Below are 23,152 nucleotides of genomic sequence, written 5' to 3' on the forward strand. Positions count from 1 at the left end.
CGTAACGGCATCCGCCCCGAACCAGTTCTTAAGGATTGGCAATCGGCTAGGGGTTGGTCTCAGACGCCTTAGCGACCCCGCTGCTCGGTACACGGATGCCATCAGGTCGGCCACTTCACTTTGCCCGGTCCAAAGCGCTCGATCTGGGCCGAGCGCTGTCCATCCTTCAGTCGCGCAGCCAGCAGACCGTGCCATGTGCCTTGCACGCGGGTCTTGAACTTGGCCACCCGCCGAAAATCGGGCGACGTCAACCACGCCTCGCCGTGGGGTGCATCGATCTCAATCCGATAGATGCCTGCAGCCGGCGCCTTGTCGGCGGCCCGGAGAGACAAAGCGCGGGTTCCGCTTCCAACGCTCCATTTCTGCTGTGCGCCGCTCAGCATTTCGTCTCGGAAACGCTGCCAGAGCACGGCCGTCTCGGGTGTCGGAAACCCTTCGGCATTGGTCAGGTCTTCGATTTCCTCGCTCGCCAGCCACTCGCGCATTCCGGCGATTGTGAAGAAATCGGCGCCCGTGGTGCGGATCGCCGCCATGGCTGCCCGACGTGACGGCAACCCCGCTCGTATGAGCATGGACATCATGAGTTGGGGTACGCCGGTTTCCACCGATGCGGCGCCGCCTCCAGAGACGATTTCCGACGACCAGCCCAGCGTGACGCGGCGGGTCCTCAGTGCTTCGAGCGCCCAAACCAGACGGTATGCAAACGCATCTTCAATGATGCGCATGTTCTCGGGGCCGATGACATCCACGCCCGTGCCCGACACCCATTCCTCCAAGATCTCAGCCCAGTTTGCCGGAAGCGTGTTCTTCTTGTCTGGAACGAAAGGACGGATGACGAGCAACCGCGCCGCCAGTTGCGCAAGGGCGGCGGAAAGCGCAGCACCATCGTCTCGCAATGCCGCCTCGTCAGCTTGGTCGAGCAAATCGCCCAACACATCGGCCATACCGTCAATGGCCAATCCGGCTTCGAGCCCCACTCCCATCGCATAGTGGCCTTTTCGAGCGTCAGGCGTGGTGTGACTCCAGATCACGTTTGCGCGGGCCTCCAGGATGGCCTTGTGCGCCTGTTGCTCGTCTTCATCTTCCCTACCAATCTGACGAGCCCAAAGCGACCCTTGCAATGCCTCATCGAGAAGGCGAGGCAGATCTTCGCTATCCGCGTCCAGCGCTTCGACCAACCCCAGCACGGTCGCGTCGAGCTTCTCGACCAGATGCGACATGGGCTCTTCCTCGATCTTCTCCTCTTCCTCGTCGTCCGCATCTGCGGGCGGGTCGGCAATCCCGAGCCGCAAGTTCTCCTCCGCCTGAGACTTCCACGCCTCCCGCGAACTCGACAAGTACTCGATTGCGTCGGCACGTTCCAATACGCCTTCTTGAGCCAGGCGCCCGATGATCTCGGCAATGATCTGATACAGCCCGCTTTGCAGCGTGCGCGCCTTCGCTGATTTAACGAGCTTTCGCCATTCCGTCAGGCGCCACGTTGGTTTGTCCAGGATCACATGGACGACCAGCCCCTCGACATCGACAAAGGCTCTGCCCGCTCGGCCAGCAACATTGGCGAACTCCTCGCCTGATATGACCTTGCCGGCTCGCACCAGATACGGGACCAGAAGCACGGCTGCGTTCAGGTTCAACCCTTGCGAAAGCGTCGGCGACGCCACGATCACCTTCAGCACTCCCTTAGCAAGCAGCGCTTCCAGTTCGCGAAGGAAGGGGCTTGGCAGGCGCCCGTGGTGTACCGCAACGCCCAGCTTTAGGCAGGCGACCGCCGGGTGCTGGTCACCCAGCCACTCCTGTCCAACTTCGAGGGCTCGTTGGACCAAGGCTTCGTCGTCGAGCAAGGTCGGCAGATAACCACGACGGTGTAGTTCCACGGCGGACTCTCCGTAGCCTTCGACCCAGTTGGCCTGCGTCGAGAAGATCAGTGTCCGTTTGCCCTGCTGAGCGAACCTCCACGCAGCGAACAACGTCAGATCCTTCGTCTTGCGCGGGTATGGCTTCTTCTCCGGCGCTCGAGCCGGAATCTGCTCGACGAATCGCGCCAAAAAAGGCCCCTGATCTTCCAGATCGTAGTTGAGCGTGGCTGCGTCGCCCTTCCAGACCAACGCACCGAACCGCTGCCGCGTGGGCCGCCAGGAAGACCTTACCGGTTCGCCTTCAACGTCTTTGCGAATCCAGGCTGTCAGGTCTTCAAGCTGCTGACCGTCGGGCAGTATTGCCGATAGGCACACGATTCGCCGCGCACCTGCATCCGCCCGGCGCAGCAGCTTCTGCACCAGGATCTCGTAGCGAATCTCTCGCTCGGTTGGACCGATGAGATGGCCTTCATCAAGCACGACCAGCCCGATGTCATCGATCAGCGACGCGTCATTACGCAAGGCGAAGTCGAGTTTTTCCGGAGTGGCGATGATGATGTCCATCGAGCGCAGCGCATCCTCATCACCTGCCGATAAGCCACTCGCACCGTAAAGCGAGGAAACCGAGAATCCAAGCGGGGAAAATGTCTGACGAAAGGTGCGCTCGGTCTGCGCCGAAAGTGCGCGCAGCGGGGTGACGATCAACACGCGCTTGCCACCTGATAAGCACATCAGAGCGGCGATCTCTGCGATGCGCGTCTTCCCCGCGCTGGTCGGCAAGGCAACGACCAGATCGTCGGACACATCGGTGGATCGCTTGGCAGCCTCGCGCTGCGAGGGCCACAACTCGAGCTCGGCGCTCCTGCGCGCGTACAGCGACGCGATGAAAAGCCGCCGCAACTCGACGTACCGCCCCTCACCGCCCTCAGGCGGATCGCTTGGAAGAGTCTCGTGCAAGGAGTGCGCCCACAGATCGTCGAGCATGTTCCGGCACAGCCGAACAATCCACCACAGCGACACTGACGCAGCAGCGTCTGCAAGGTCGAGGGCGGTGTCTAGCAGTTCCTTTGCGGTGTCCAACAACGACACCTCGCCTGTTTGAAGGGCAAAGTCGAAAAACGCCAGGGCGCGGCAAACCACGGTGTTGAGGACGATCGAAATCGCCTCGTCGGAATCGATCTCCCCATCCTCCAGCAAGACGGACACGCTGGCATCGCCGTTGTCTTCATCCAGCAGGTGGGATTTGACATACGTTCTGAGCCGATCCAGGTCGCGCAGGATCAGCAGGATCAATGCGCCTTCGGCCGCGTTGGCATTGAGATCGGAAACTTGCTGCTCGCCGAACAGCGAGTAGGCGATCGCGGAATACCCCGCCAGATGGTACGCAGCGCCCGCAATCGTGCGGTAGAAGCCACGCTCCTCAGCATCTGGAGCGCCATTGCGAACCAGCGATTCAAAGGCATTGCCGGCGCGCTCGAACGCACGCTGACAAAGAGCCGATGTGCCGTCTAGCTCGCGCAGTGACAGCGCCGCACGCAAGATCGAAAAGCCGTGTTCTGCCAGATCGATGTCAATCTGCTCGCCGAGTGGCGGTGCATCCTCCGGCAGAACCCCCGCTTGACGCATGATCGACCATGCCGCACCGCGGTCCAGCAGCCTTCCCCAAACACCGTCTTGCGTCGCCTTGGTCAGGAAGACCTGCAGTTCATCACTTGTTTCCAAGATTCATTGCCTCCTCGTAGACTTCGGCAATGAACGCTTGGTGATCTTCAATGTGAAGGCTGACGACGTGCTGGTTGCGGTCGTCACCGGCCTCCTCCAGATCCTTCTGCAGCTTCGCAGCCGGCGCGTTTCCGGACATGGTGAACAGCATGTGGTCGATGCGATTGGCGCGCAGGGCTTTCAGCCCGACCTCATCGCGGATTGTCCGGCCGAGTTCGACATCATCTTTGTCGGCGCTTTCAAGGAGCCGATTTGCGATGAACAGCAAGGAATCCGGCGTGCAGCGGCCGCCGTACCGGTTCAGGGCTTCACGCGCTTCGCCAATCGTCACGTTGCCAAGGTTCGCGCGGCTTTTCGACTCGCCCTTTAGCAGCCAGAGCTGGTCATCGGGGTCATAGCCCACACCGATGAAATCGTCGCCGCGCATTGCGACCTCGCGTCCATCTTTGAATCGCATCCGCCGAACGGGAACACGAAAGCCCATCTCCTCCTCAACCAGTTCAGAGGCGAGGATTTCGCCGAGATCGCCGGAGCGCGCGCGCTTCGATTGAGGCAGCAGTGCCCTCAGAATTTCGGAGGCGCCGTCGTACCCGAGGCGAGAGACATCGTCAGCGATCCGGTCAGCCTGGTCGTAGTGCGTCCTGACGGCTTCGCCCAGTTGCGTAAGAACAGCTGCACGGCCGCCATCTTTTTCCGAGTACGTTCGGAACGTCTTCTTCTTGCTTTTGTCCTTGGTGCCAGCGCACCAAGCCTTAAACAACGCCATGTCTCCTCCTGCTCATTTTTTGGTGGGTTCCGGTCGGAGAGTTGCACGGCTGCCCATGGACCCGCTCCGGTTGACTTCCTCCTCCGTCATACCGCCGGTTGCGGAGGCAGTTCAATTTCATATGCCTGGGCGATGCGGGCCACTAGCTCGCCGACGGCGACATTGCCAAGCTGCAGCGCTTTCGGGTCGATGGATGTGTCGGCAGCGACGGCAACAAGGAACCGCGTCATATCGCCGCCGATCTTCTTGTCGAGCGGAACGCGCGTGGCGGGCGCCAGCAGTTGCGAAAGTCGCAGCACGTCGTTGAGGTGCTTGCGCACGTCCTTGGCGTCCACCTTGGCGCCCTGCTCTTTCCGCGCAGTCAGTTCCAACCACGCGATTGCCTTGAGCGGGATCAGGCGGTCTTCGCCGACCCAGGGCAGGCCATCGACTTCGCGGCGCCCTGCCATGATGAATGCATAGTAGACCTCGTCCAGCAAGATGGCGGACAAGCTGGAGACGGCTTCATCCAGTGGTATTGGTGTCAGCTGACTGCCTTCGGCCGGTTGCAATCCGTCGGGGGCTCTCGCGAACAGCTCGACCATCGCTGGGTAGCGAGCATCAGCAGGCTTCTGGAACCGATAGAAGATTGGTTTTCCGGTGTCGCTGGCCTGGCGAATTTCGTAGCCGCCGTCCTCGACGAATTTCCAAAAGGCCTCGCCAAATGCCGGGGTCAGCGCCTCCACATGCAGGACAATGTCAAGGTCTTTGGTGGCTCGGAACTCCAGCCCTGCCTCCTCCATCGTCAAGGTCGCGGCCGTGCCGCCAATCAGGACGTACTGGTCGACGTATGCCGCAAACCGCTCCTGGAAAATGTCCAAACCTCTCACCATGGAAGTTGCCCTTTCAGTTCGTCCAGTGCGAGCTGGATTCGGTCGTCGGCGTTCTCTTGCAAGCTGAGCGTCAGCGAGAGCGGGTCCACCGTGGTGGCGTCTGGCATCAACGCCGGGCTATAGCTCCACACCTGCCATTCTTGTGCGCCCGCTTCGGGCTCTAGCAACTCTCGAACGCCGGCATCCGTCGCAGCCTTCCAGTCGGCGGCGGTCAACGCATACACCGGCCATTTCGGCTCGGTCAGCATGGAATAGCGCGCGAGCGCGCTCAGACCCGCGATGCGGCTGGGCCGATGTGTGACTACCCCATGGGTGGCCACCCAGACCGTCCGCTTGACCGGCGTTCGCAGAGCGGGCTTCGCACGATCCCAGACCTGCTCCGGTGGGAGTTCCGTTCGCAGCCAGCGCGAGCGGCCGACCGTGTATGCCGTAGTCAGCCCGGCCGCAGTCAGTTCCTTGACCGCGCGCGACAGTGTCATTGGCGTGTAGCCCAAGGCGACCGCGACCTTGGATGGCTGCCAATCGGATTGCCACGGCTGGCGGAGCAAGGCCGTAATCAGCATGGCTTGTGCGGAAGGGCTCAGTGCCGCCTCTGTAGCCGGAGCGCGCTGCCGAAAATACTCACGCAGGTCCAGACCCAGGTCCGGCAGATAGAGTTGGTTTCCCGGCACGATGAACGGGACTTTTTGCTCGATCAAGCGCCGACGGTCATAGGATGCCAGGGCATCAGTGACATAGACCGCCGGCTGACCGGCCAGGGCCTTGACCTTGTCCAGCCAAGTCCGGACTTCGCTGAGGGACTGCTTGGCCTCACTGCGCCCTATCGCGAGGACGACGGGGTGCCCCAGCAGTTCCAGCTCGCTGAATTGGAAGGCGTCGCGCAGGAAGTACGGCAGTTCGTTTGCACGCGCCCATGGCTTCACGCCAGGCGCGTCAATGCCCAGGACCTCTTGAAGGTAGTGCAGAACGGCGGTCGCTAGAGTCGGCAAGGCTCATCTCATATAACTTAATTTCCGCACGATAACACATCGACTGTTATCGTGCAAATTAGCGTTATCATGGCGACATCGGCTCCTGGCCCCATGCCGAGACGTCCGATGAAAGGAACCAGACATGATCGGAACGAGGACTCGCTATTCCCTTGCTCAATTTCTGGAGCTTCAGGAGCCCATGGTCTCCATCGTGCTGCTCAGCAAGTACGGCGTGCAACACCTGTCGTTGTCGCCAGGCCAGTTGCTGTACGGGCTCTTGAACACGCTGCGCGGGCTTGACGATATCCCCCTAATGCTTGTGCTGGCCGAAATCGCGGCCACCGCGGGCGACCTGCGAGCGCGGGTGAATCCGAAGTACCGATTCAACGAACGCATGCACGACCTGACGCAATGCCTGCTGCTGGACGGCTATATCGTCAAAGACACGAAGCTTGTGCAGATCGACCCGTCGATTGCTGACGCCGCCCCACTGGAGGACGACCTGATCGTGGCGCTGCAGAACTCGGGAGCGCCCCGCGCGCAGGAGATCATCGCCAAGATCGGTGATTCAGCCCAAGCTTTCCGTGCGACTCCGCCCGACTACAACGCGGCGCTGGTGAATGCCCGCGTCGCGCTGGAGACGCTGGCTGCGGACGTTGCCGCCGACATAGCTTCGCGTGCGCAGGTTCCCGTGACCTACAACCCGTCGAAATGGGGCGAAGTGCTGGCGTTCCTGCGCACGAACGGCGAGGTCACACTCGAAGAGGAGAAGGGCCTAGCGGGTGTATTCGGATTTCTGAGCCCGGGCGCCCATCGCCCCGTAGGCATTCCAGAGGATCAGATGACCCGCCTTGGCCGCTCCTTCGCGCTCAACATGTGCTGGTTCCTGCTCAAGAACCATCTGGCGTCCAAGTGACGCTGCGTGCTTGAAGCACCAGCGACGCGATCAACGCCCCGCCGGTATAGGCTTCCTTGCTAGCCGGCCTGCTTGGCCTCCAGGCTTTGCTCATACGCCAGTTCGGCTTCGCGATCCATGTCGCGCCAACTGTGATCGGCACCGCCAGTTCCGCCAGCCTTGACGAACACCAACCCCGCGCGCCCCGCCTTGCGGTAGGTCAGCCACCCGCGGCAGTTCAGCGTGTCCCCGTTAAACATGCGGTCACCTTCCGGGTCGTACTCTCCGGTCATGTCCCCGTCGGCCTCGATCGTCCAATCGTCTGTCGCGGCCCACAAGTCCGCGGTCGACGGACACTCGACGTCCATTTCAGGCTCGTCCGGATAGCCGGCATTGCTTTCAGCCATTACATTGGCAAGTTCGTCGGAGTTGTAGATCGCTTCAGCCAACGCCTCGCGGGCATGCGAATCGTAGAAATCGGCGACGCCTTCATAGACACTGACCCGATCCGCGCTGGCCTTCAACGCCACGACGCACGCCGGCATCACCATCGACGGCGCCGTACCGTCTTCGAGACCCAGTTCAAGGACGCGCGCCGCCCCCATCGGGAGGTTGAGCACGACGATCTCGGCATCGTCCAGGTGGTAGTCGAGCTTGGGATTTGCGTCTTCGACGACCAGGGCCGCGTAGGTGCGATAGCCCAGCAGCGCGGCGACGACTTCGGAAAGGTGGGAACGCTTGACGGTCAAGCCTTGCGCAGCAAGCGCTTGAGAGGCCGCGTAGGCGGCCGAACGCACATAGGTGCTCATCGGAATACTCCAATACTGTTCGAGCGCCGGACGTTTTGTCGCTATCGAACAGCCGGTACTCCGGATGGTTGATGGCGAGGGTACTCAGGGGGGGACTGCCAATGGCCTTTTTCAAGCTGTCCAGAGCTTGGGCGGGCGCCTGGCTGCAATTTTACTCATAGGGCCGGACGCGTGCCACAGGCACACAACGTTCGCGACCGCTGCCGAGCTCGAACAAAAGCCTGGCTGGGCAAACCCGTCTAGCGCGGAGCAGGCTCGGCAGCCCGCCTGCAAATTCGCTGCAAGTGCGATATTCGCTGCGCAGCAAATGTTGTCGCCGGCCTCGGCGCTGACTGCCATCCCTTACGCCAGCGCCTTGCCCCTGCATTGCGAACTCAATCGGCAACGGCTCGACTTGACTGCTCCTGCCGACCATCCACTAGAGGCGGATGCCGCCTCGATGCCCTGAGCGAGAGAATAGGTATCGGGCCGCTGTTCAAAACTTCGATTCCTATTACTTCAATTCACCCACCGTCTTGGCAGGAGTGCTGGCCGGGCGAGCCTTCCTATGGAAGCCGCGATCTCTCGCAATGAATGCCTCCAGCATGTGCGGAATCAGCGACACGGCATCCACTGCCTCGCCGTAGGCCTGCGCGTGCAGCACCGCGTAGCGCTCGAGGTCGGCCTTCAAGCCGGCCGGGCATGCGAAGGTCAGCTTGATGCTTTCGGTCTTGGGTAGCGGCCCCAGCCGCAGCTTCTTCGCGGTGTTCATTTTGCAGTGCCACGGTTGAAGAACAATGGTTGATAGGGACTCAGCACGAGATCGCGATTGACGATGATCCGCACCGGCAGACCCGGCCGCTCAGTCAGAGTCGGCTGGATGTTCATGTTGCGACGGGTCATCTCCTGCCCCACCTGATTGATGCTGTCCTGGGCGCTGTCTCGCCCGGCGATCACGATGCGATTGCCGTCCTGCCGGTTCTCCGGCGCGGCCAACTCGGCGCCCACACCCAGCAGCGTGGTCAACGCTGCGCCTGCAAAGACACGATCCCAATGCCAATCGACACCATCCTCCAGACCGGCATAGCCGGCCGGGTCGGTGCCCGCCAGGTTGTCGAGCTTCAGCGAAGACGTGTCGGGCAGGATGATGCGATTCCACACCACCTGCACGCGGCTCTGCCCGTAGCTCACCTGGCTGTTGTACTTTCCCAGGATGCGCGAGCCCTGCGGGATCAGCAGGAACCTGCCCGTGGCTGTGTCGTAGACCGGCTCCGTCATCGTGGCGATCACGTCGCCCGGCAAGTCCGACTTGATGCCCGTCACCAGCGCGCCAGCGATCACCGTTCCGGCCATCACCTGATACGGTGACACCGGAATTTGCAGATTCCCGGAATTACGTGTTTCCGTAGAACCGCCTTTCAGGAAAGCCTCTTTGTGGTCTTGCCGGTTCTGCACGGCGGTCGGGTCGGACGCGGATGGTTGCGTTTGTGCCGCCGTCGAGGCCGGCCCGGCGGCGAGCGGGTCGAAGCCCGCCAAGGCCGATGCTGAGCCTGCCGCCGCGACCTGTACTGCGGCCTGCGCGCCGGCCTTGCCTGGGTTGCCCGAGCGGAAGAACACCGACGAAGCCGCCGCGGCGTCGGCCTCCTTGCGTCGCGCATCCTCCGGGTCATGGCCCGGCGGCGCATAAGCGGGCGTCACGGGCTGCTGCGACTTCACGATGGCCGGGCCGAGGTCGCCGGGCAGCGGCGGCCCCAACTCCGGCACCTTCGCCGGCAGCTTGGAATAGTCGGACGGCAGGCCGTCCAGCCCTTCGGACTTCGAGACGCGATCCACGTTGTACAGCTCGGTCTGCTCGCCCGCATTGCGCCGATGTGGCTGCAACGACCAGATCGTGGCCCCGAGCACAGCGAGCGACAGGCCGCCGGTGAGCATGGCCAGCGTGCGCCGGTTCAGGCGCGTGACCGGACGCGGCTGGGCGCGCAGCGCCATCGCTTCGGGTTCTACCTTGCCCGCCGAAGAAGCGGCATGGTCGGGAATGTCGTCCTGGCTCATGGTCAGTTCCTCCGCGTGCCACCCGAAACCCCGTCCGTGCGCTCGATCCGCACCACGTCGCCCTTGTCTCCGCCCAGGCGCAGCTCTGCAGCGCCGAACAGCCGATCCACGATGTAATACGGCGAGCGGAATCGGTAGTTCACCAACTGCCCGTCGCCCTGCGCGCCGATCACGAACAGCGGCGGCAGCTCGCCCTGGGCAATGCCCGGCGGAAACTGGATGTAGACTTTCTCGCCGTCATCGAAGGCGCGCAGCGGCTTCCACGGCGGATTGCTGCCGCTGACCGCGTAGCGGAAACGGATCTTCTCCAGCGACAGGCCCGCATCGACCGGCGCGGCAGCGCTGGCCGCCTGCGCCTGGCGTTGCAAAGCCAACATCTTGTCCTTGGGGTACTCCCAGGACACCGACGCCATCCATGTCTTCTCGGTCGAGGTCAGCTCCAGCAGATAGGTGCGCCGGCTGGTGGTGATGACCAGATTGGTCTTCAACCCTGAGCGGATCGGCTTGACCATCACGCTCACGCGAAGCGCATTGCCGCTGCCGCTTGATGTGTCGCCCACGATCCAGCGCACCGTGTCGCCGGCGGCGACCGTCACCAATTCCTCGCCGGGCTGCAGCGCAACCACGGTCACGCGGCCCACGGCCGCATAGACCTGGTACAGCGCGCCATCGGTGAACGGCCAGACCTGGATCGCATTGACATAGCCCTCGCGCGTGGGCGCAACGCGGGCTTCTGCGTTGGCGCGCGAGACCCGCACCGTCTGGTCGGCAGGTTCCGCCACGGGCTTGGCCTCGTCAGCCTGGGGTAGAGGCTTCAACTGCGACGGCAGCGCGAGCGGCTGCGGTACCGCGACCACCTCCACCGGCTTCGGTGCTTCGGGCAGCGGCTGGGCCTGCACCGGCTCATCGAGCGAAATCACCGGCGGTGACTTGCCTTGCGTGGCGCAGCCCGAGAACAGCATGGTCGATGCCAGCAGGATCACCGGCAAGGCGGATTTGCGGAAATGCGCATTCATGGTTTTGCTCCTTCGTTTCCTTCCAGTTCGCGGCTCCACGACAGTCCGTTGACGTAGATGCCCAGGGGGTTCTTGCGCAGGCGTTGCTCGGTGCGCGGGGTCTGCTGCACGATGGAAAGCACCGCGTTCCAGCGTTCAGTGCGATCCAATGCGCCGTTGACATAGCGCGTCTCCGTCCAGCGCAGGTTGAACGACTGGTCGCTGGCGCGGGTCACGCTGGCGATCTGCACCGTCACCGACTCCTTGCCAATGCGCGCAAAGGGATCGTTCGCGCGGGCATAGTCGTTGAGCACCACGGCGCCCTTGTCGGTGGTGTAGTTGTAGGCATCGAGCCAGTTCTGCCGCACCACGATGGGGTCGATGGACAGCGAGCGCACCAGGCCGATGAAGCGGCCCAGGTGGTAGGCCACCTGGGCGTCGCTGGGCCGGTACGGCGTGGCGGCTTCGCCGACCGCGCGCACCTGGCCCGCGTTGTCCACCTCCACGACGTAAGGCGTGACGATGGACTGCGCCGAGCGCCAAGCCAGGCCACCGGCCATCAGCAGTGCAAGCGCGAGACAGCCGAAGGCCATCCAGCGCCAGTTCTTCGCTTGCACGCGCGGCGAGCCGATGCGCTCGTCCCACACCTGGCCAGCGGCTTGGTACGGCGTGGCGGGCTGCGGCGTGTCGGCGTAGCGCACCTGGGGTCTTTTGAATCGCATAAGGGTTCTCCTTGAAGTTCAGGAATCGAAAGCCATCCGTGTTCACCCGTGTTCCCGCAGGCTCGGGCCTTGGCTGGAGCTGCCCCCATCGCCGCCCCGCAGCGTGTGGGCGGCGGTCGTGGCGGCATGGGTGAGTTGCTGCCGGCGATGCAGGCGCTTGGCCCAGGCGGGTTGCTGGGTGGATCGGGGCGCGGGGTCAGCGTCGTTCGCGGCTTGTGCTGTGGCGCCTGCCCCTGAAGCCGATGCGGCGTCATCGGGCCGGAAGGCGGCGGCGACACGCTCCTTCATCGAGCGCGCGCCATCGACCACTTTCTGCCCGGCCGCCTGCGCGCCCGTCTTGGCGACATTGCCCACGCCGGCGGCAGCACCCTTGAGCCCGCCACCGGCCGATGCGGAACCGGCCTGGTACGCCGACCTGGCGCTGCTGGCGGTCGAGGCCATGGTGCGGGCGCCGCTCCCCACGGCTTTGGGGGCGGCAGGCGCCATGCGGGCACCGGCGGCCACCGCGCTGCCCACGCCCGTGGCCGCGGCGCCGACGGCGACAGCGGCTCCGGCCGCGCCAACGGCAGCGCCGGCCATCGCACCCGCGCCGAGCTGCGGCCCCCCCGACACCAGCCCGGTGGCAATGCCCGGCCCAAAGATGCCCAAGGCGAGCAACGAGAGTGAGGCCAGCATGATGACCAATGCATGGTCGATTGACGGTTCGCTGGGATGGACCTGGAACTGGGCAAACAGCCCTGTCCCGATCCCCACGATGACGGCCAGCACCAGCACCTTGATGCCCGAAGACACCACATTGCCCAGCACCTTCTCCGCAAGGAACGCCGTCTTGTTCCACAACGCGAACGGCACCAGCACAAAGCCCGCGAGTGTGGTCAGCTTGAACTCGATCAGCGTCACGAAGAGCTGCACCGCCAGTACGAAGAAGCACAGGATGACGACGAACCAGGCCAGGAACAGCACGACGATGGGCGCGACGTTGATGAACACCTCGGGAAAGCCCGCCATCTCCCGGATCTGGTCCAGAATGGGCGCCGCCGCATCGATGCCGGTCTTGGCCAGCCGTCCGGGCTGCAGGAAGTCGCCCATGCTCAGGGTCGAGCCGCTGGCCGTCAGGCCCAGCCCGGCGAAGGACCGGAACACCACGCCGGCCAGCATGTTGAAGTTGCCGATGATGTAGGCGAAGGCGCCCACGTAGAGCACCTTGCGGATCAGCTTGGCGATCACGTCCTCGCCCTGGCCGGTGGCGTGCCCCATGGCCCAGAACAGCCCGGCGATCGTCATGTCGATGACGATCAACGTCGCAGTCAGGAACGCCACCTCGCCCTGCAGCAGGCCGAAGCCCGAATCGATGTAGCGCGAGAACGTGTCGAGGAAGCGGTCAATGACCGAAACGTCGTTCATGGCCGACCCCGTCAGCGGCTGTAGAAATCCACGGACTGCGGCGTGTACGGTGTACCGGTTCCCGCGAAGCGGCGCGCCACCTCGCGGCCACGCTCGACGGCGGCCGCCTGCCGCGCCAGCTCCAGCGAGGCCGCCCGGTCCTGCGTGATCTGCAGCCGCTGCGTCTGGATGGACTGCTTGGCTTGCAGGGCCAGCAGCTGGTTCATGGCCTGCATCGCCTGCAGGGCGCCCACGGCCGACTGGCTCTTACCCACGAGGTCGGCCAGCACGCCTTCGTCATCGCTCAGGTTCTGCGACGCCTGGGCCTGCATCTGCATGGTGGTCTGCAGTCCATTGAGCGTGTTCTTCCAGCGCGCTTGAGCGTCCTGGTACATCTGATTGCCGCTGACGGTGGCGGCATACTGCTCGGGATATAGGCGAGCGAACTCCCGGTCGATGTTCGCCACGTCGTAGGCCATCCCCTTTGCCTGCGCTATTAGCCGCTGGGTGGTCGCCAGGTTGGCGCGCAACTGGCCCACCACGCTGGACGGCAGGCTGGCCAGGTTGCGCGCCTGGTTGATGAGCATCTGCGCCTCGTTCTGGAGCTGGCGGATCTGGTTGTTGATCTGCTCCAGCGTGCGAACGGCGGTGAGCGTGTTCTGCACAAGGTTCGTTGGGTCGATCACGACCCATTGAGAATGGGCAGCGGTGGCGCAAAGCATGGTCGCGAAGGCAGCGGCGAGAAGTCGCTTTTTCATGGCAGGTTCTCCTGTCGGTGGGTGGTGGTACGGTGAAAACCCGGCCCAAGGCCAGGGAACGAGGGCAGCAGGTCGGCCGCCCAGTCGAGACCGCGATGGCGCAACCAGGCCCCCGCGAAGCCTGACGCGCCAGCGCTCGGTAGCACGCAGTCGAGAACCTCGTCGATGTCGCGCTGGTCCTGCGGCGTGGAGGCGCCCACAAATGCCAGCGTCGCCGGCCCCAGGTCGAGGTCGAACAGGCGGTTGCCGAGACGGGATTGGTAGTAGTAGTCGCGCTTGGGCTGCGCGGAGGCGACGATCTCGATCTGGCGAGCGTTCAGCCCGAACCCCTCGTAGATCGTGCGAATCTGCGGCTCGATTGCCTGTGGATTGGGCAAGAAGATGCGGCTCGCGCAGCTCTCGATGATCGCCGGCGCGATGCTCGAATCCTTGATGTCCGCCAGCGACTGCGTGGCGAAGATGACGCTCACGTTCTTCTTGCGCAGCGTCTTGAGCCACTGCCGGATACGCGCAGCAAACACCGGGTCATCGAGGAACAGCCAGGCTTCATCGAGGATCAGCAGCGTGGGCGCGCCGTCGAAGCGTTCATCGAAGCGCGCGAACAGATAGCCCAGCACGGCCATCACGGCGGCCTTGCTGTGCATCAGTTCTTCCATCTCGAAGCACTGCACGTCGGCCATGCCCAGACGGTCGTGGTCGGCGTCCAGCAGCTTGCCGTGCGCGCCGCCCAGCACATAGGGCGCCAGCGCCTGGCGCAGTGCATTCGATTGCAGCAGCACCGACAGGCCGGTCATCGTCCGTTGCTCCAGCGGGGCGCCGGCCAGGCTGCCCAGGGCGGACCAGACAGCCGCCTTCTCTTCGGGTCCGACGGTCACGCCTTCATGGCGCAAACGGCCTTCGACCCATTCGGCGGCCCAACTGCGGTAACCCTCACGGTCGATCCGCGCCAAGGGCTGGAAAGCGATTTCGCCATCCAGCCCGAGGTCGTAGTGCTCGCCGCCGAGGCCCAGGATCGTGGCGCGCATCGAGCGCCCCATGTCGAAGGCGAAGATGCGCGAACCGCGATAGCGCCGGAACTGCATGGCCAAGGTGGCGAGCAGCACCGACTTGCCCATGCCCGTGGGGCCGGCCACCAGCGTGTGGCCCACGTCGCCGATGTGCGTCACGAGCCGGAACGGCGTTGCGCCTTCGGTGCGCGTGACGATCAGCGGCGGGCCGTCGAGGTGGTCGTTCTTCTCCGGCCCGGCCCACACGGCGGACACCGGCATCAGGTGCGCCAGGTTCAGCGTCGAGACGATGGGCTGGCGCACGTTGGCGTAGGCATGGCCCGGAATAGACGAGAGCCACGCATCGACCGCGTTCAAGGTTTCGGGGATCGTGACGAAGCCACGCCCCTGGATCACGCGCTCCACCATGCGCAGCTTCTCGTCAGCCACCGCGGGGTCGGCGTCGAGCACCGTCACCGTGGTTGTGACGTAGCCGAAAGCCACCTGGTCGCTGCCCAACTCCTGCAGGGCGGCATCGGCGTCGGTGGCCTTGTTGCTGGCGTCGGTATCGACCAACGGGCTTTCCTGCTGGAAGATGGTTTCGCGCAGCAACGCCACCACGTTTTTACGCTTGGCGAACCATTGGCGGCGCAGCCGCACCAGTTCTTTTTCTGCTTCGGCCTTGTCCATGCACAGAAAGCGCGTACTCCAGCGGTATGCAAAGCCCAAGCGATTGAGATCGTCCAGAATCCCCGGCCACGTCGAGGTCGGGAAGCCCCGCACTGTGGCCACGCGCAGGTGCTGGGCGCCCAGCATCGGCGCTAGGCCACCGATCAACGGGGCATCGGCCAGCAGTGCGTCCAAATGGAACGGCACTTCCGGCACGGCCACTCGGTAGCGCCGCGTTGAAACCGTGGCGTGCAGGTAAGTCAACGTCTGCGCGTCATCGAGCCATCCGGTCTCCGGCATAACACCATTGAGCAGGTCGAAGATGCGATCCGTCTCCGCCTGGAAGGCTGTCAGGCGCTCGTGCCAGTCCACGCCTTCGGTCGGCTTGTTCTCGTACAGCAGGCCCGCCGCGCGGGCGCGAGACTCCTCCGCAGGCAGGTACTGCAACGTCAGGTGGTAACCGCTCTCGAAATGATTGCCCGATTCCTCGAAGGCGGCCCGGCGCTCCTCGTCCACCAGCCAGGACAGCGGCTCAGGAAACTCCGAGTGCGGGTAGTCCGCTGCCGGCCGGCGCTCGGCCTCGATGAACAAGGCCCAGCCCGAGCCCAGCCGGCGCAATGCGTTGTTCAAGCGCGCCGACGTGGCGATCAGCTCGCCCTGTGTGGCGCTATCGAGATCGGGCCCACGGAACCGTGCCGTGCGCTGGAAGCTGCCGTCCTTGTTCAAGACGACGCCCGGCGCCACCAGCCCGGCCCAGGGCAGCCAGTCGGCCAGCAGCGCGGGCCGCTGGCGGTATTCGGCAAGGTTCAGCATGGCGGCGTCCCCCTACACGTGCAGCAGCGGCCGGTGCTTGATGTGGCGAGCGAAGACCGGCATGAACTGCGGATCGACACGCGCGCCCCAGACCGCCAGCGAGTGGCCGGCGATCCAGAGCACCACGCCAGGAATCCACAGTTGCAGGCCGAGCCCGACGGCGGCGGCCAAGGTGCCGTTGGCGATCGCCACGGTGCGCGGTGCGCCGCCTAGCAGGATCGGCTCCGTCAGCGAGCGATGCAGCGGAACCTCGAAACCGGGCGCGAAGCCTTGCACTCCATCGTGGTTTGCGTTCATACGACGGCCCCGCCCGAGAAGCTGAAGAACGACAGGAAGAAGCTCGAAGCCGCGAAGGCGATGGACAGGCCGAACACAATCTGGATCAGCTTGCGAAAGCCGCCCGACGTGTCGCCGAACGCAAGCGCGAGGCCCGTAGCAATGATGATGATGACGGCCACGATGCGTGCCACCGGCCCTTGGATTGACTCCAAGATGGACTGCAAGGGGCCTTCCCACGGCATCGAGGAGCCCGCGGCCTGCGCGGTTCCCGCGAGCAGCAGCATCAGCGCCGCGAGCATCAGGCCCTGCAGGGCTGGGCGAGCTAGGCCGTCCAGCCGCGCGGGCCGGCTTAGAGGATTTGCGGACGTACGGAAAGCAGGAACGATCATCTGCGTCATGGCAGTTCTCCAGGTTGGTCAAGGGACGGGGAAGGCGCCGCGGCAGGTGCTGCGGGGGAAACCGGCGGCAGCTCAGGAAACGGCGTCTCCGGCGCCTCAAGCGCATCCGCCAGGTGGTAGCCCGCGCCGTCGAAGCCGACGACGCGGGCAATGCTCTCGATGCGGCGCTTGCGCCCACGCCCGGCGATGTGGATCACCACGTTGACCGCCTCGGCGATCAGCGCACGGGGCGGGTTCACCGCCACTTCGAGAATCAATTGCTCCAGGCGCAGCAGTGCGCCCAGGGCGGAGCCGGCATGGATCGTGGCGATGCCGCCCGGATGGCCAGTGCCCCAGACCTTGATGAGATCCAGCGCTTCGGCGCCGCGCACCTCGCCGACCACCACGCGATCCGGCCGCAGGCGCATGGATGAACGCACCAGCTCGGTCATGGACACCACGCCCTGGCGCGTGCGCAGCGGTACGTGGTCGCGGGCCGCGCATTGCAGTTCCACCGTGTCTTCGAGCACCAGCACGCGGTCGCCGGTGGCGGCAATCTCGGCGAGTAAGGCGTTGGCGAGCGTGGTCTTGCCTGTGCTGGTGCCGCCGGCGATCAGGATGTTCTGGCGCTCGCGCACGGCGCGCACCAGCAGGCCCGCCTGTTCGGCGGTCATCATGGCGTCCTCGATGTAGCGCGACAGCGGGATCACGCCCACCGCGCGCTTACGCAACGCGAAGGCTGGGCCCGGTGCAGCGGGCGGCAGGATGCCCTCGAAGCGCTCGCCGGTCTCGGGCAGCTCGGCCGTCAGGAGCGGCTGGCCGCGGTGGACTTCCGCGCCGACGTGTGCTGCAACCAGCCGGATGATGCGCTCGCCATCGGCTTCGGACAGCTCCACGCCCATCGGCGCGCGTCCTGTTGAAAGCCGGTCGATCCAGAGCGTCCGGTCGGGGTTGAGCATGACCTCCACCACGTCCGGGTCTTCCAGCGCGGCGGCGATCAGCGGCCCCATCGCCGTACGCAGCATCTGGATGCGGCGGTCCAGCGACTTGGCCGCGAAAGAGGAAGCAACGGCGCTCATAAGGCGCGCTCCTGCGCGTCATCCACGCGCGTGGGGACGGGGTTCAGTTCCTCCACCACGTCGCGCACCAGGCTGCGCCCACGCAGCAGATGGCGGCCGAGCTGTTCGACGAATTGCTCGAAGCGCGCCTTGCCCTGGGCGCGAGCGGCCTCCTGATGGGCCTCGGGCACCGGCGTGCTCACCGTGAGGTAGTAGCGGATGAACAGGGCGAGCGTCTCGATCTGGATGTTCTGGTCGCGCTCCATGCGCTCGGCTTGGCGCGACAGGCGATCGAGCCGCTTGGCAATCGCAGCTTCGCGCTGGTCGGCCGCATCGGGCGACAGCCAGGATGCCAAGGCAGCCGCGACGATGGACGACTTGGACACGCCCTTCTTGGCGGCCAGTTCGTCCAGGCGCTTGGCGTGCTCGGGCTGGATGAAGAGGTTCAAGCGGTGCTGGCTCATAGATCGATTCCGTCGTCAGGGTCGAGGGATGCCAGCCGGGCCGTGCGCTGCAGGGCCGGGTCGAGCTGGCGCGGAAGGGGAAGCAGCGGGTCGTCGTCATCGAACAGCGCGAGGTCGGCCGCGGGCGCGATGCCTTCGGGGTCGTAGGCGACGGCCTCCGTGAGCTCGGGCTGCCGGCGCGGGCCGCCGTCGTCGGCGTTGCCCATGTCATCGACGGCTTCCATGGCCGGTGTCGGCGGAACGTCGGGAATCGCAAGGCTGCTCCAGTCATCCGCGCGTGCCGGGGGCGCATCGGCATAGCGGCCAGAAATGGAGGCAGCGGACAGTACCGGCGGCGCCAGCACGCGCTGCTTGAGGTTGGCGTCCGCGTAGTAGCGCAGCTTCTTGGCCTTGATCGGCGCCACGCTGGAGACCATCACCACCGCCTCATCGGACGGTAGCTGCATGACCTCACCGGGCGTGAGCAGCGGCCGAGCCGTTTCCTGACGCGACACCATGAGGTGCCCAAGCCACGGCGCAAGCCGATGGCCTGCGTAGTTGCGCTGCGCGCGCAGCTCGGTCGCGGTGCCAAGCGTCTCGGAAATTCGTTTGGCCGTGCGTTCGTCGTTGGTGGCGAAGGTCACGCGCACATGGCAGTTGTCCAGAATCGAATGGTTCTGCCCATACGCCTTGTCGATCTGGTTGAGCGACTGCGCGATGAGGAAGCTGCGAATGCCGTAACCCGCCATGAAGGCCAGGGCTGTCTCGAAGAAGTCGAGCCGGCCGAGCGCCGGGAACTCGTCGAGCATCAGCAGCAGCTTGTGGCGACGGGCAATGCCGTCGGAGCCGTCGAGCGATTCAGTGAGGCGGCGGCCAATCTGGTTCAAGATCAGGCGAATCAGCGGCTTGGTGCGACTGATGTCCGAGGGTGGCACCACCAGGTACAGCGACACTGGATGCTCGGCCGCGATCAGGTCGGCAATGCGCCAGTCGCAGCGTGACGTGACCTCGGCCACCGTGGGGTCACGGTACAGACCGAGGAACGACATGGCCGTGGACAGGACGCCCGAGCGCTCGTTGTCGCTCTTGTTCAGGACTTCGCGCGCTGCCGATGCCACCACGGGATGCGGGCCACCACCTTCCTCGTTCACGAGGTGCGGCGTGGTCATCATCCGTTGCAGCGTCAGCTCGAAGGGACACGCGGGGTCGCTGAGAAAGTTGGCGACACCGCGCAGCGTCTTGTCCTCGCTCGCGTAGAGCACATGCAGGATGGCGCCGACCAGCAGCGCGTGCGAAGTCTTCTCCCAGTGGTTGCGCTTTTCCAGCGCGCCTTCGGGATCGACCAGGATGTCGGCGATGTTCTGCACATCGCGCACCTCGTGCGCACCGCGCCGGACCTCCAGCAGCGGGTTGTAGGCCGCTGACTTGCTATCGGTGGGGTTGAACAGCAGGCAGTGGCTGAAGCGGCTACGCCACCCCGCGGTGATCTGCCAGTTCTCGCCCTTGATGTCGTGGATGACGGCCGAGGCCGGCCAGGACAGCAGCGTCGGCACCACGAGGCCCACGCCCTTGCCCGAGCGCGTGGGTGCGAAGGTCAGGACGTGTTCTGGCCCTTCGTGCCTCAGGTACTGACCATGATGCTGACCGAGGAAGACGCCCGCCGGGCTCGACAGTCCCACCTTGCGAATGTCCTCCGCGTCGGCCCAGCGCGCAGAACCGTAGGTCGTGACCAGCTTGGATTGGCGCGAGCGCCAGATCGACATGCCGATGGCGACCACCACGGCCCCCAGACCGCTGCCGCCCGCGATGGCGCCGCCGATGTCGAAGACGCGCGGCGCATAGGCATCGAAGAAGAACCACCACTCGAACAGGCGCCATGGGTGGTAAACCGGCGTGCCCAGGAAATCGAACCAAGGCGAGCCCAGGCGTAGCTGGTAGCCCAAGGCCGCTGCTGTCCGCTGTGTGGCGCCCCACACGCCCATGATCACGATGCCGAACACGACAGCGATCTGGCCGAACAGAACGTTCGTCCCTTGCATTGACTGACCTCCCATCGCGGCACCGAGATGTGCCGCAAGCATCAGGATCAGTGCCGTGAGAGGTTCCAGTCAAAGACCGTTGTCGCGAGGATTGAGGCCGAATGAGCCAGACTTCTTGCTGTGGCGAAGACAATAAAAAAGCCGCAAGCGCGAGCGCGCTGCGGCGTGATGAGGTAACAGCGAGAACTTCGTCGCGGCGAGGCGACGGCGAGGGGTGCTACTTGGTTTTTTGCTCCGGCCGATCACCGAAGAAGCGTCGGTTGGCGGCTTCGGCCGCGCGGCGGCAGAGTTCTTCGCCGGCCGTCGCACGGTCGTCCTTGCACAAGCGCTGAACTTCTTTGAGGCGATCGGGATGGGCCACAAGGAAGTCCACGGTTTCTGAAGGCTGGGAGGGGCTGCATGCGGCCAGAGCGGCGGCCAGCATCAGCAACATCAGCTTGTTCACGGTTCCGGTCCTTTCAGCAGGTGGATCAGGAGTCTTCGGCGGCGCTGGAGCCATTCGCCGAATCAATGGAGGCCACTCGTTCGACGAACCGAGCCAGCATGTCGGATGGCTCCACGTCACGGTGCAGCAGATAGGTGGTCAGCATCTGTGGCTTGCCCGCCAAGCGCCGGGCCACAACGCCTGGCCCACGGCCGGATGCAATGTGCGCAGCACCCGCCAAACCCAGCGCCAGTCCGGCGGAGACCAGGGTCATCATCACTTCATAGGAGGCCACGCGCTGCGCGATCAGAGGACTTTGCTCATATCGGTGCAAAACGCGATCGACTTGACGCGCGTGGCCTTCGCAGATCGCCGGATCGCACAGCGCCAACGGATAGCGCAGCACTTCCTCCAACGGAACATGCTTGTGGGCCAGCACGGGATGGCGAGCCGGAACGGCCACCATCAGTTCGTCTTCCCATGCACGACGCGCCACAATGCCGTCACCCACATCTTCGGCCATCGAAAAGCCGACGTCATACAGGTCATCGTGCAGGCCCTTGATCTGCTGATCCAGCGGTACCTCGAACAACCGAATGTCTATTTCTGGATCATCCTCTCGGCACCGCGCGAGAAGCGTGGGCATCCGCGAAGGCGTGATGCCATCGGACAAGGCAATGCGCAGCTGTCCTTGAAATCCGATGGCGGCGGATTTGACGCCATCACGCGCTTGCTCCAATGCTTCGAAGATTCGCGGCACCCGCTCGAGTAATGCCTTCCCGGCAAGGGTCAGGCGGGTGCTTCGCGTGGTTCGCGTGAAAAGTTGCGCCTCGAGCTCTTCCTCCAACTCCTTGATGGTGCGAGACAGCGGCGACTGATCGATGTGTAGACGCTCGGCCGCACGGGCAAAGTGGAGCTCTTCAGCTACGGCCAGGAAGCAGCGCAGATGACGTAACTCCATAGCATCATCAACCTGTGGTCGCCGATGTCGCCGACATCGCCGATCGGCGAGGCAGCAGGACCATCGGCAGATCAATCGCCTGCTCATCCATTCGGAGAACAGCCTCTTCAATCAGATCTTTCTGGCCAACGGCGCGCTCGGCGCAGCGGAGATCCTTGTGCGTCGGCCGTATGGAAATTCTCACAGACATGCGGCGCTTTTCGATCGCCGTTGAGGGCGGGCGCCGAGAGCAACTGCGCGGCCTCGGTCAGAGAGGCTCTGGCGAAGAGTTCTCGTGAACCCGAAGCGGTTACGCGGGTGTGACGGCCAGGAAGCTTGGGGCTGGGCGAATGGGTTGGGCATGGCCGCCGTCAAAGCACCATCAGCAATTCTGGTATCGCAGCGAACAGGTCGACTTCGAGCCCGTAGTCGGCCACGGAGAAGATCGGCGCTTCGGAGTCCTTGTTGATCGCCACGATCACCTTGGAGTCCTTCATGCCGGCTAGATGCTGGATTGCTCCGGAGATGCCCGCGGCGATGTACAGCTGTGGCGCCACGATCTTGCCGGTTTGGCCCACTTGCAGATCGTTGGGAGCATAGCCAGCATCCACTGCCGCGCGGCTTGCGCCGATGGCTGCGCCCAGCTTGTCTGCTAGCGGCATCATCACTTCCTGGAACTTCTCTGCGCTGCCCAATGCTCGCCCACCCGAAACGACGATCTTGGCGGCCGTGAGCTCTGGGCGGTCATTCTTGCTCACCTCGCGGCTCACGAAGACGCTCTTCCCGCTGTCCGCCACCGCAGGCTGGGTTTGGATGGAGGCGCTGCCGCCGGTAGCCTGCGCCGCGCCGAAGCCCGTGGTGCGCACCGTGATTACTTTCTTCGCGTCGCTCGACTGCACCATGGCAACGGCGTTCCCCGCGTAGATCGGACGTTCGAAGGTATCAGCGCTCACCACCTTTGTGATGTCGCTGACCTGCGCTACATCCAACTTGGCGGCCACGCGCGGGGCGGTGTTCTTGCCGCTGGCAGTGGCGGGGAAGAGGATGTGGCTGTAGTCGCCGGCGACAGCGAGGACCTGCTCGGCAAGGTTCTCCGCAAGACCTTCAGCCAGGCTGGGACCATCGACATAGATGACCTTCGCGACTCCTTCAACCTCTGCAGCTGCACGCGCTACAGAAGCCGCGCCGACGGCTGCAACCAGCACATGAACCTGGCCATCAGAAAAAATGCTGATCTCTCGGGCTGCAGCGACGACGTTCAGGGTCGCCGCCTTGAGGGTTTGGTTGTCGTGCTCTGCAATGACGAGTGTGGTCATGTTGCTTGTTTCCTGTATTAATTCCAGC

The 23,152-nt window shown here is 64.3% G+C and carries 22 protein-coding genes; 1 reads left to right on the top strand and 21 read right to left on the bottom strand.

Annotated features, from left to right (window positions below):
- Nucleotides 1–101: 101 nt before the first annotated feature.
- The 4 genes from PGB34_RS17055 to PGB34_RS17070 all read right to left on the bottom strand — a co-directional run bounded on the left by PGB34_RS17055 (nucleotide 102) and on the right by PGB34_RS17070 (nucleotide 6,205).
- Nucleotides 102–3,578 carry a DEAD/DEAH box helicase gene (locus tag PGB34_RS17055; protein ID WP_271429288.1) on the bottom strand — a complete coding sequence of 1,159 codons (3,477 nt, stop codon included), beginning with the start codon at nucleotides 3,576–3,578 and terminating at the stop codon, nucleotides 102–104.
- The gene (locus PGB34_RS17060; RefSeq protein WP_271429289.1) at nucleotides 3,565–4,344 is read right to left on the bottom strand and encodes a Hachiman antiphage defense system protein HamA; all 780 of its coding nucleotides are present in this window, start codon (nucleotides 4,342–4,344) and stop codon (nucleotides 3,565–3,567) included. The genes PGB34_RS17055 and PGB34_RS17060 overlap by 14 nt, the downstream gene beginning before the upstream one ends.
- Nucleotides 4,345–4,430: 86 nt before the next feature.
- Nucleotides 4,431–5,204 (bottom strand): hypothetical protein, encoded by a 774-nt coding sequence (locus PGB34_RS17065; protein ID WP_271429290.1) that lies wholly within the window; start codon nucleotides 5,202–5,204, stop codon nucleotides 4,431–4,433.
- Between the two features lie 5 nt (nucleotides 5,205–5,209).
- Entirely contained in the window at nucleotides 5,210–6,205 is a 996-nt protein-coding gene (locus PGB34_RS17070) for a hypothetical protein (protein WP_271429291.1), read from the bottom strand.
- Between the two features lie 181 nt (nucleotides 6,206–6,386).
- Between PGB34_RS17070 and PGB34_RS17075 the strand changes: the two genes are divergently transcribed.
- The gene (locus PGB34_RS17075) at nucleotides 6,387–7,103 is read left to right on the top strand and encodes a hypothetical protein (protein ID WP_271429292.1); all 717 of its coding nucleotides are present in this window, start codon (nucleotides 6,387–6,389) and stop codon (nucleotides 7,101–7,103) included.
- Between the two features lie 59 nt (nucleotides 7,104–7,162).
- Here the strand turns inward: PGB34_RS17075 and PGB34_RS17080 are convergent, their stop codons facing one another.
- The 17 genes from PGB34_RS17080 to PGB34_RS17160 form a co-directional block, all read right to left on the bottom strand.
- Nucleotides 7,163–7,891: a hypothetical protein gene (locus PGB34_RS17080; RefSeq protein WP_271429293.1), complete on the bottom strand. Its 729-nt coding sequence runs from the start codon at nucleotides 7,889–7,891 to the stop codon at nucleotides 7,163–7,165.
- Between the two features lie 493 nt (nucleotides 7,892–8,384).
- Complete coding sequence (locus PGB34_RS17085; RefSeq protein WP_271429294.1) at nucleotides 8,385–8,642, bottom strand: DUF2274 domain-containing protein; 258 nt, start codon at nucleotides 8,640–8,642, stop codon at nucleotides 8,385–8,387.
- Nucleotides 8,639–9,922, bottom strand: coding sequence for a TrbI/VirB10 family protein (locus PGB34_RS17090; RefSeq protein WP_271429295.1), 1,284 nt, complete (start codon nucleotides 9,920–9,922; stop codon nucleotides 8,639–8,641). The genes PGB34_RS17085 and PGB34_RS17090 overlap by 4 nt, the downstream gene beginning before the upstream one ends.
- Before the next feature lie 2 nt (nucleotides 9,923–9,924).
- A complete protein-coding gene (trbG, locus tag PGB34_RS17095) occupies nucleotides 9,925–10,938 on the bottom strand; it encodes a P-type conjugative transfer protein TrbG (protein WP_271429296.1) in 1,014 nt (337 codons plus the stop codon).
- Nucleotides 10,935–11,639, bottom strand: a complete 705-nt coding sequence (gene trbF / locus PGB34_RS17100; protein ID WP_271429297.1) for a conjugal transfer protein TrbF — start codon at nucleotides 11,637–11,639, stop codon at nucleotides 10,935–10,937. Before trbF ends, trbG begins: the two co-directional genes overlap by 4 nt.
- A gap of 42 nt (nucleotides 11,640–11,681) precedes the next feature.
- Nucleotides 11,682–13,043, bottom strand: a complete 1,362-nt coding sequence (trbL, locus tag PGB34_RS17105; protein ID WP_271429298.1) for a P-type conjugative transfer protein TrbL — start codon at nucleotides 13,041–13,043, stop codon at nucleotides 11,682–11,684.
- An 11-nt stretch (nucleotides 13,044–13,054) separates the two neighbouring features.
- Nucleotides 13,055–13,780, bottom strand: coding sequence for a P-type conjugative transfer protein TrbJ (gene trbJ, locus PGB34_RS17110; protein ID WP_271429299.1), 726 nt, complete (start codon nucleotides 13,778–13,780; stop codon nucleotides 13,055–13,057).
- On the bottom strand, nucleotides 13,777–16,248 hold the full coding sequence (gene trbE, locus PGB34_RS17115; RefSeq protein WP_271429300.1) for a conjugal transfer protein TrbE: 2,472 nt from the start codon (nucleotides 16,246–16,248) through the stop codon (nucleotides 13,777–13,779). The genes trbJ and trbE overlap by 4 nt, the downstream gene beginning before the upstream one ends.
- A 12-nt stretch (nucleotides 16,249–16,260) precedes the next feature.
- Nucleotides 16,261–16,545, bottom strand: a complete 285-nt coding sequence (locus tag PGB34_RS17120) for a VirB3 family type IV secretion system protein (protein WP_271429301.1) — start codon at nucleotides 16,543–16,545, stop codon at nucleotides 16,261–16,263.
- A complete protein-coding gene (locus tag PGB34_RS17125) occupies nucleotides 16,542–16,925 on the bottom strand; it encodes a TrbC/VirB2 family protein (RefSeq protein ID WP_271429302.1) in 384 nt (127 codons plus the stop codon). The genes PGB34_RS17120 and PGB34_RS17125 overlap by 4 nt, the downstream gene beginning before the upstream one ends.
- On the bottom strand, nucleotides 16,922–17,983 hold the full coding sequence (gene trbB / locus PGB34_RS17130) for a P-type conjugative transfer ATPase TrbB (RefSeq protein ID WP_271429303.1): 1,062 nt from the start codon (nucleotides 17,981–17,983) through the stop codon (nucleotides 16,922–16,924). Before trbB ends, PGB34_RS17125 begins: the two co-directional genes overlap by 4 nt.
- Complete coding sequence (locus tag PGB34_RS17135; protein WP_271429304.1) at nucleotides 17,980–18,426, bottom strand: CopG family transcriptional regulator; 447 nt, start codon at nucleotides 18,424–18,426, stop codon at nucleotides 17,980–17,982. Before PGB34_RS17135 ends, trbB begins: the two co-directional genes overlap by 4 nt.
- Entirely contained in the window at nucleotides 18,423–20,444 is a 2,022-nt protein-coding gene (locus PGB34_RS17140; RefSeq protein WP_271429305.1) for a conjugal transfer protein TraG, read from the bottom strand. The genes PGB34_RS17135 and PGB34_RS17140 overlap by 4 nt, the downstream gene beginning before the upstream one ends.
- Before the next feature lie 217 nt (nucleotides 20,445–20,661).
- Entirely contained in the window at nucleotides 20,662–20,889 is a 228-nt protein-coding gene (locus PGB34_RS17145) for an EexN family lipoprotein (RefSeq protein WP_271429306.1), read from the bottom strand.
- A gap of 25 nt (nucleotides 20,890–20,914) precedes the next feature.
- Entirely contained in the window at nucleotides 20,915–21,829 is a 915-nt protein-coding gene (locus PGB34_RS17150) for a LysR family transcriptional regulator (RefSeq protein WP_271429307.1), read from the bottom strand.
- Nucleotides 21,830–21,836: 7 nt separating this feature from the next.
- A complete protein-coding gene (locus PGB34_RS17155; RefSeq protein ID WP_271429308.1) occupies nucleotides 21,837–22,019 on the bottom strand; it encodes a hypothetical protein in 183 nt (60 codons plus the stop codon).
- A 160-nt stretch (nucleotides 22,020–22,179) separates the two neighbouring features.
- Nucleotides 22,180–23,124, bottom strand: coding sequence for an electron transfer flavoprotein subunit alpha/FixB family protein (locus tag PGB34_RS17160; RefSeq protein WP_271429309.1), 945 nt, complete (start codon nucleotides 23,122–23,124; stop codon nucleotides 22,180–22,182).
- Nucleotides 23,125–23,152 lie beyond the last annotated feature (28 nt).

It is taken from the genome of Xenophilus arseniciresistens (assembly GCF_028023875.1).
Lineage (GTDB): Bacteria > Pseudomonadota > Gammaproteobacteria > Burkholderiales > Burkholderiaceae_C > Xenophilus > Xenophilus arseniciresistens.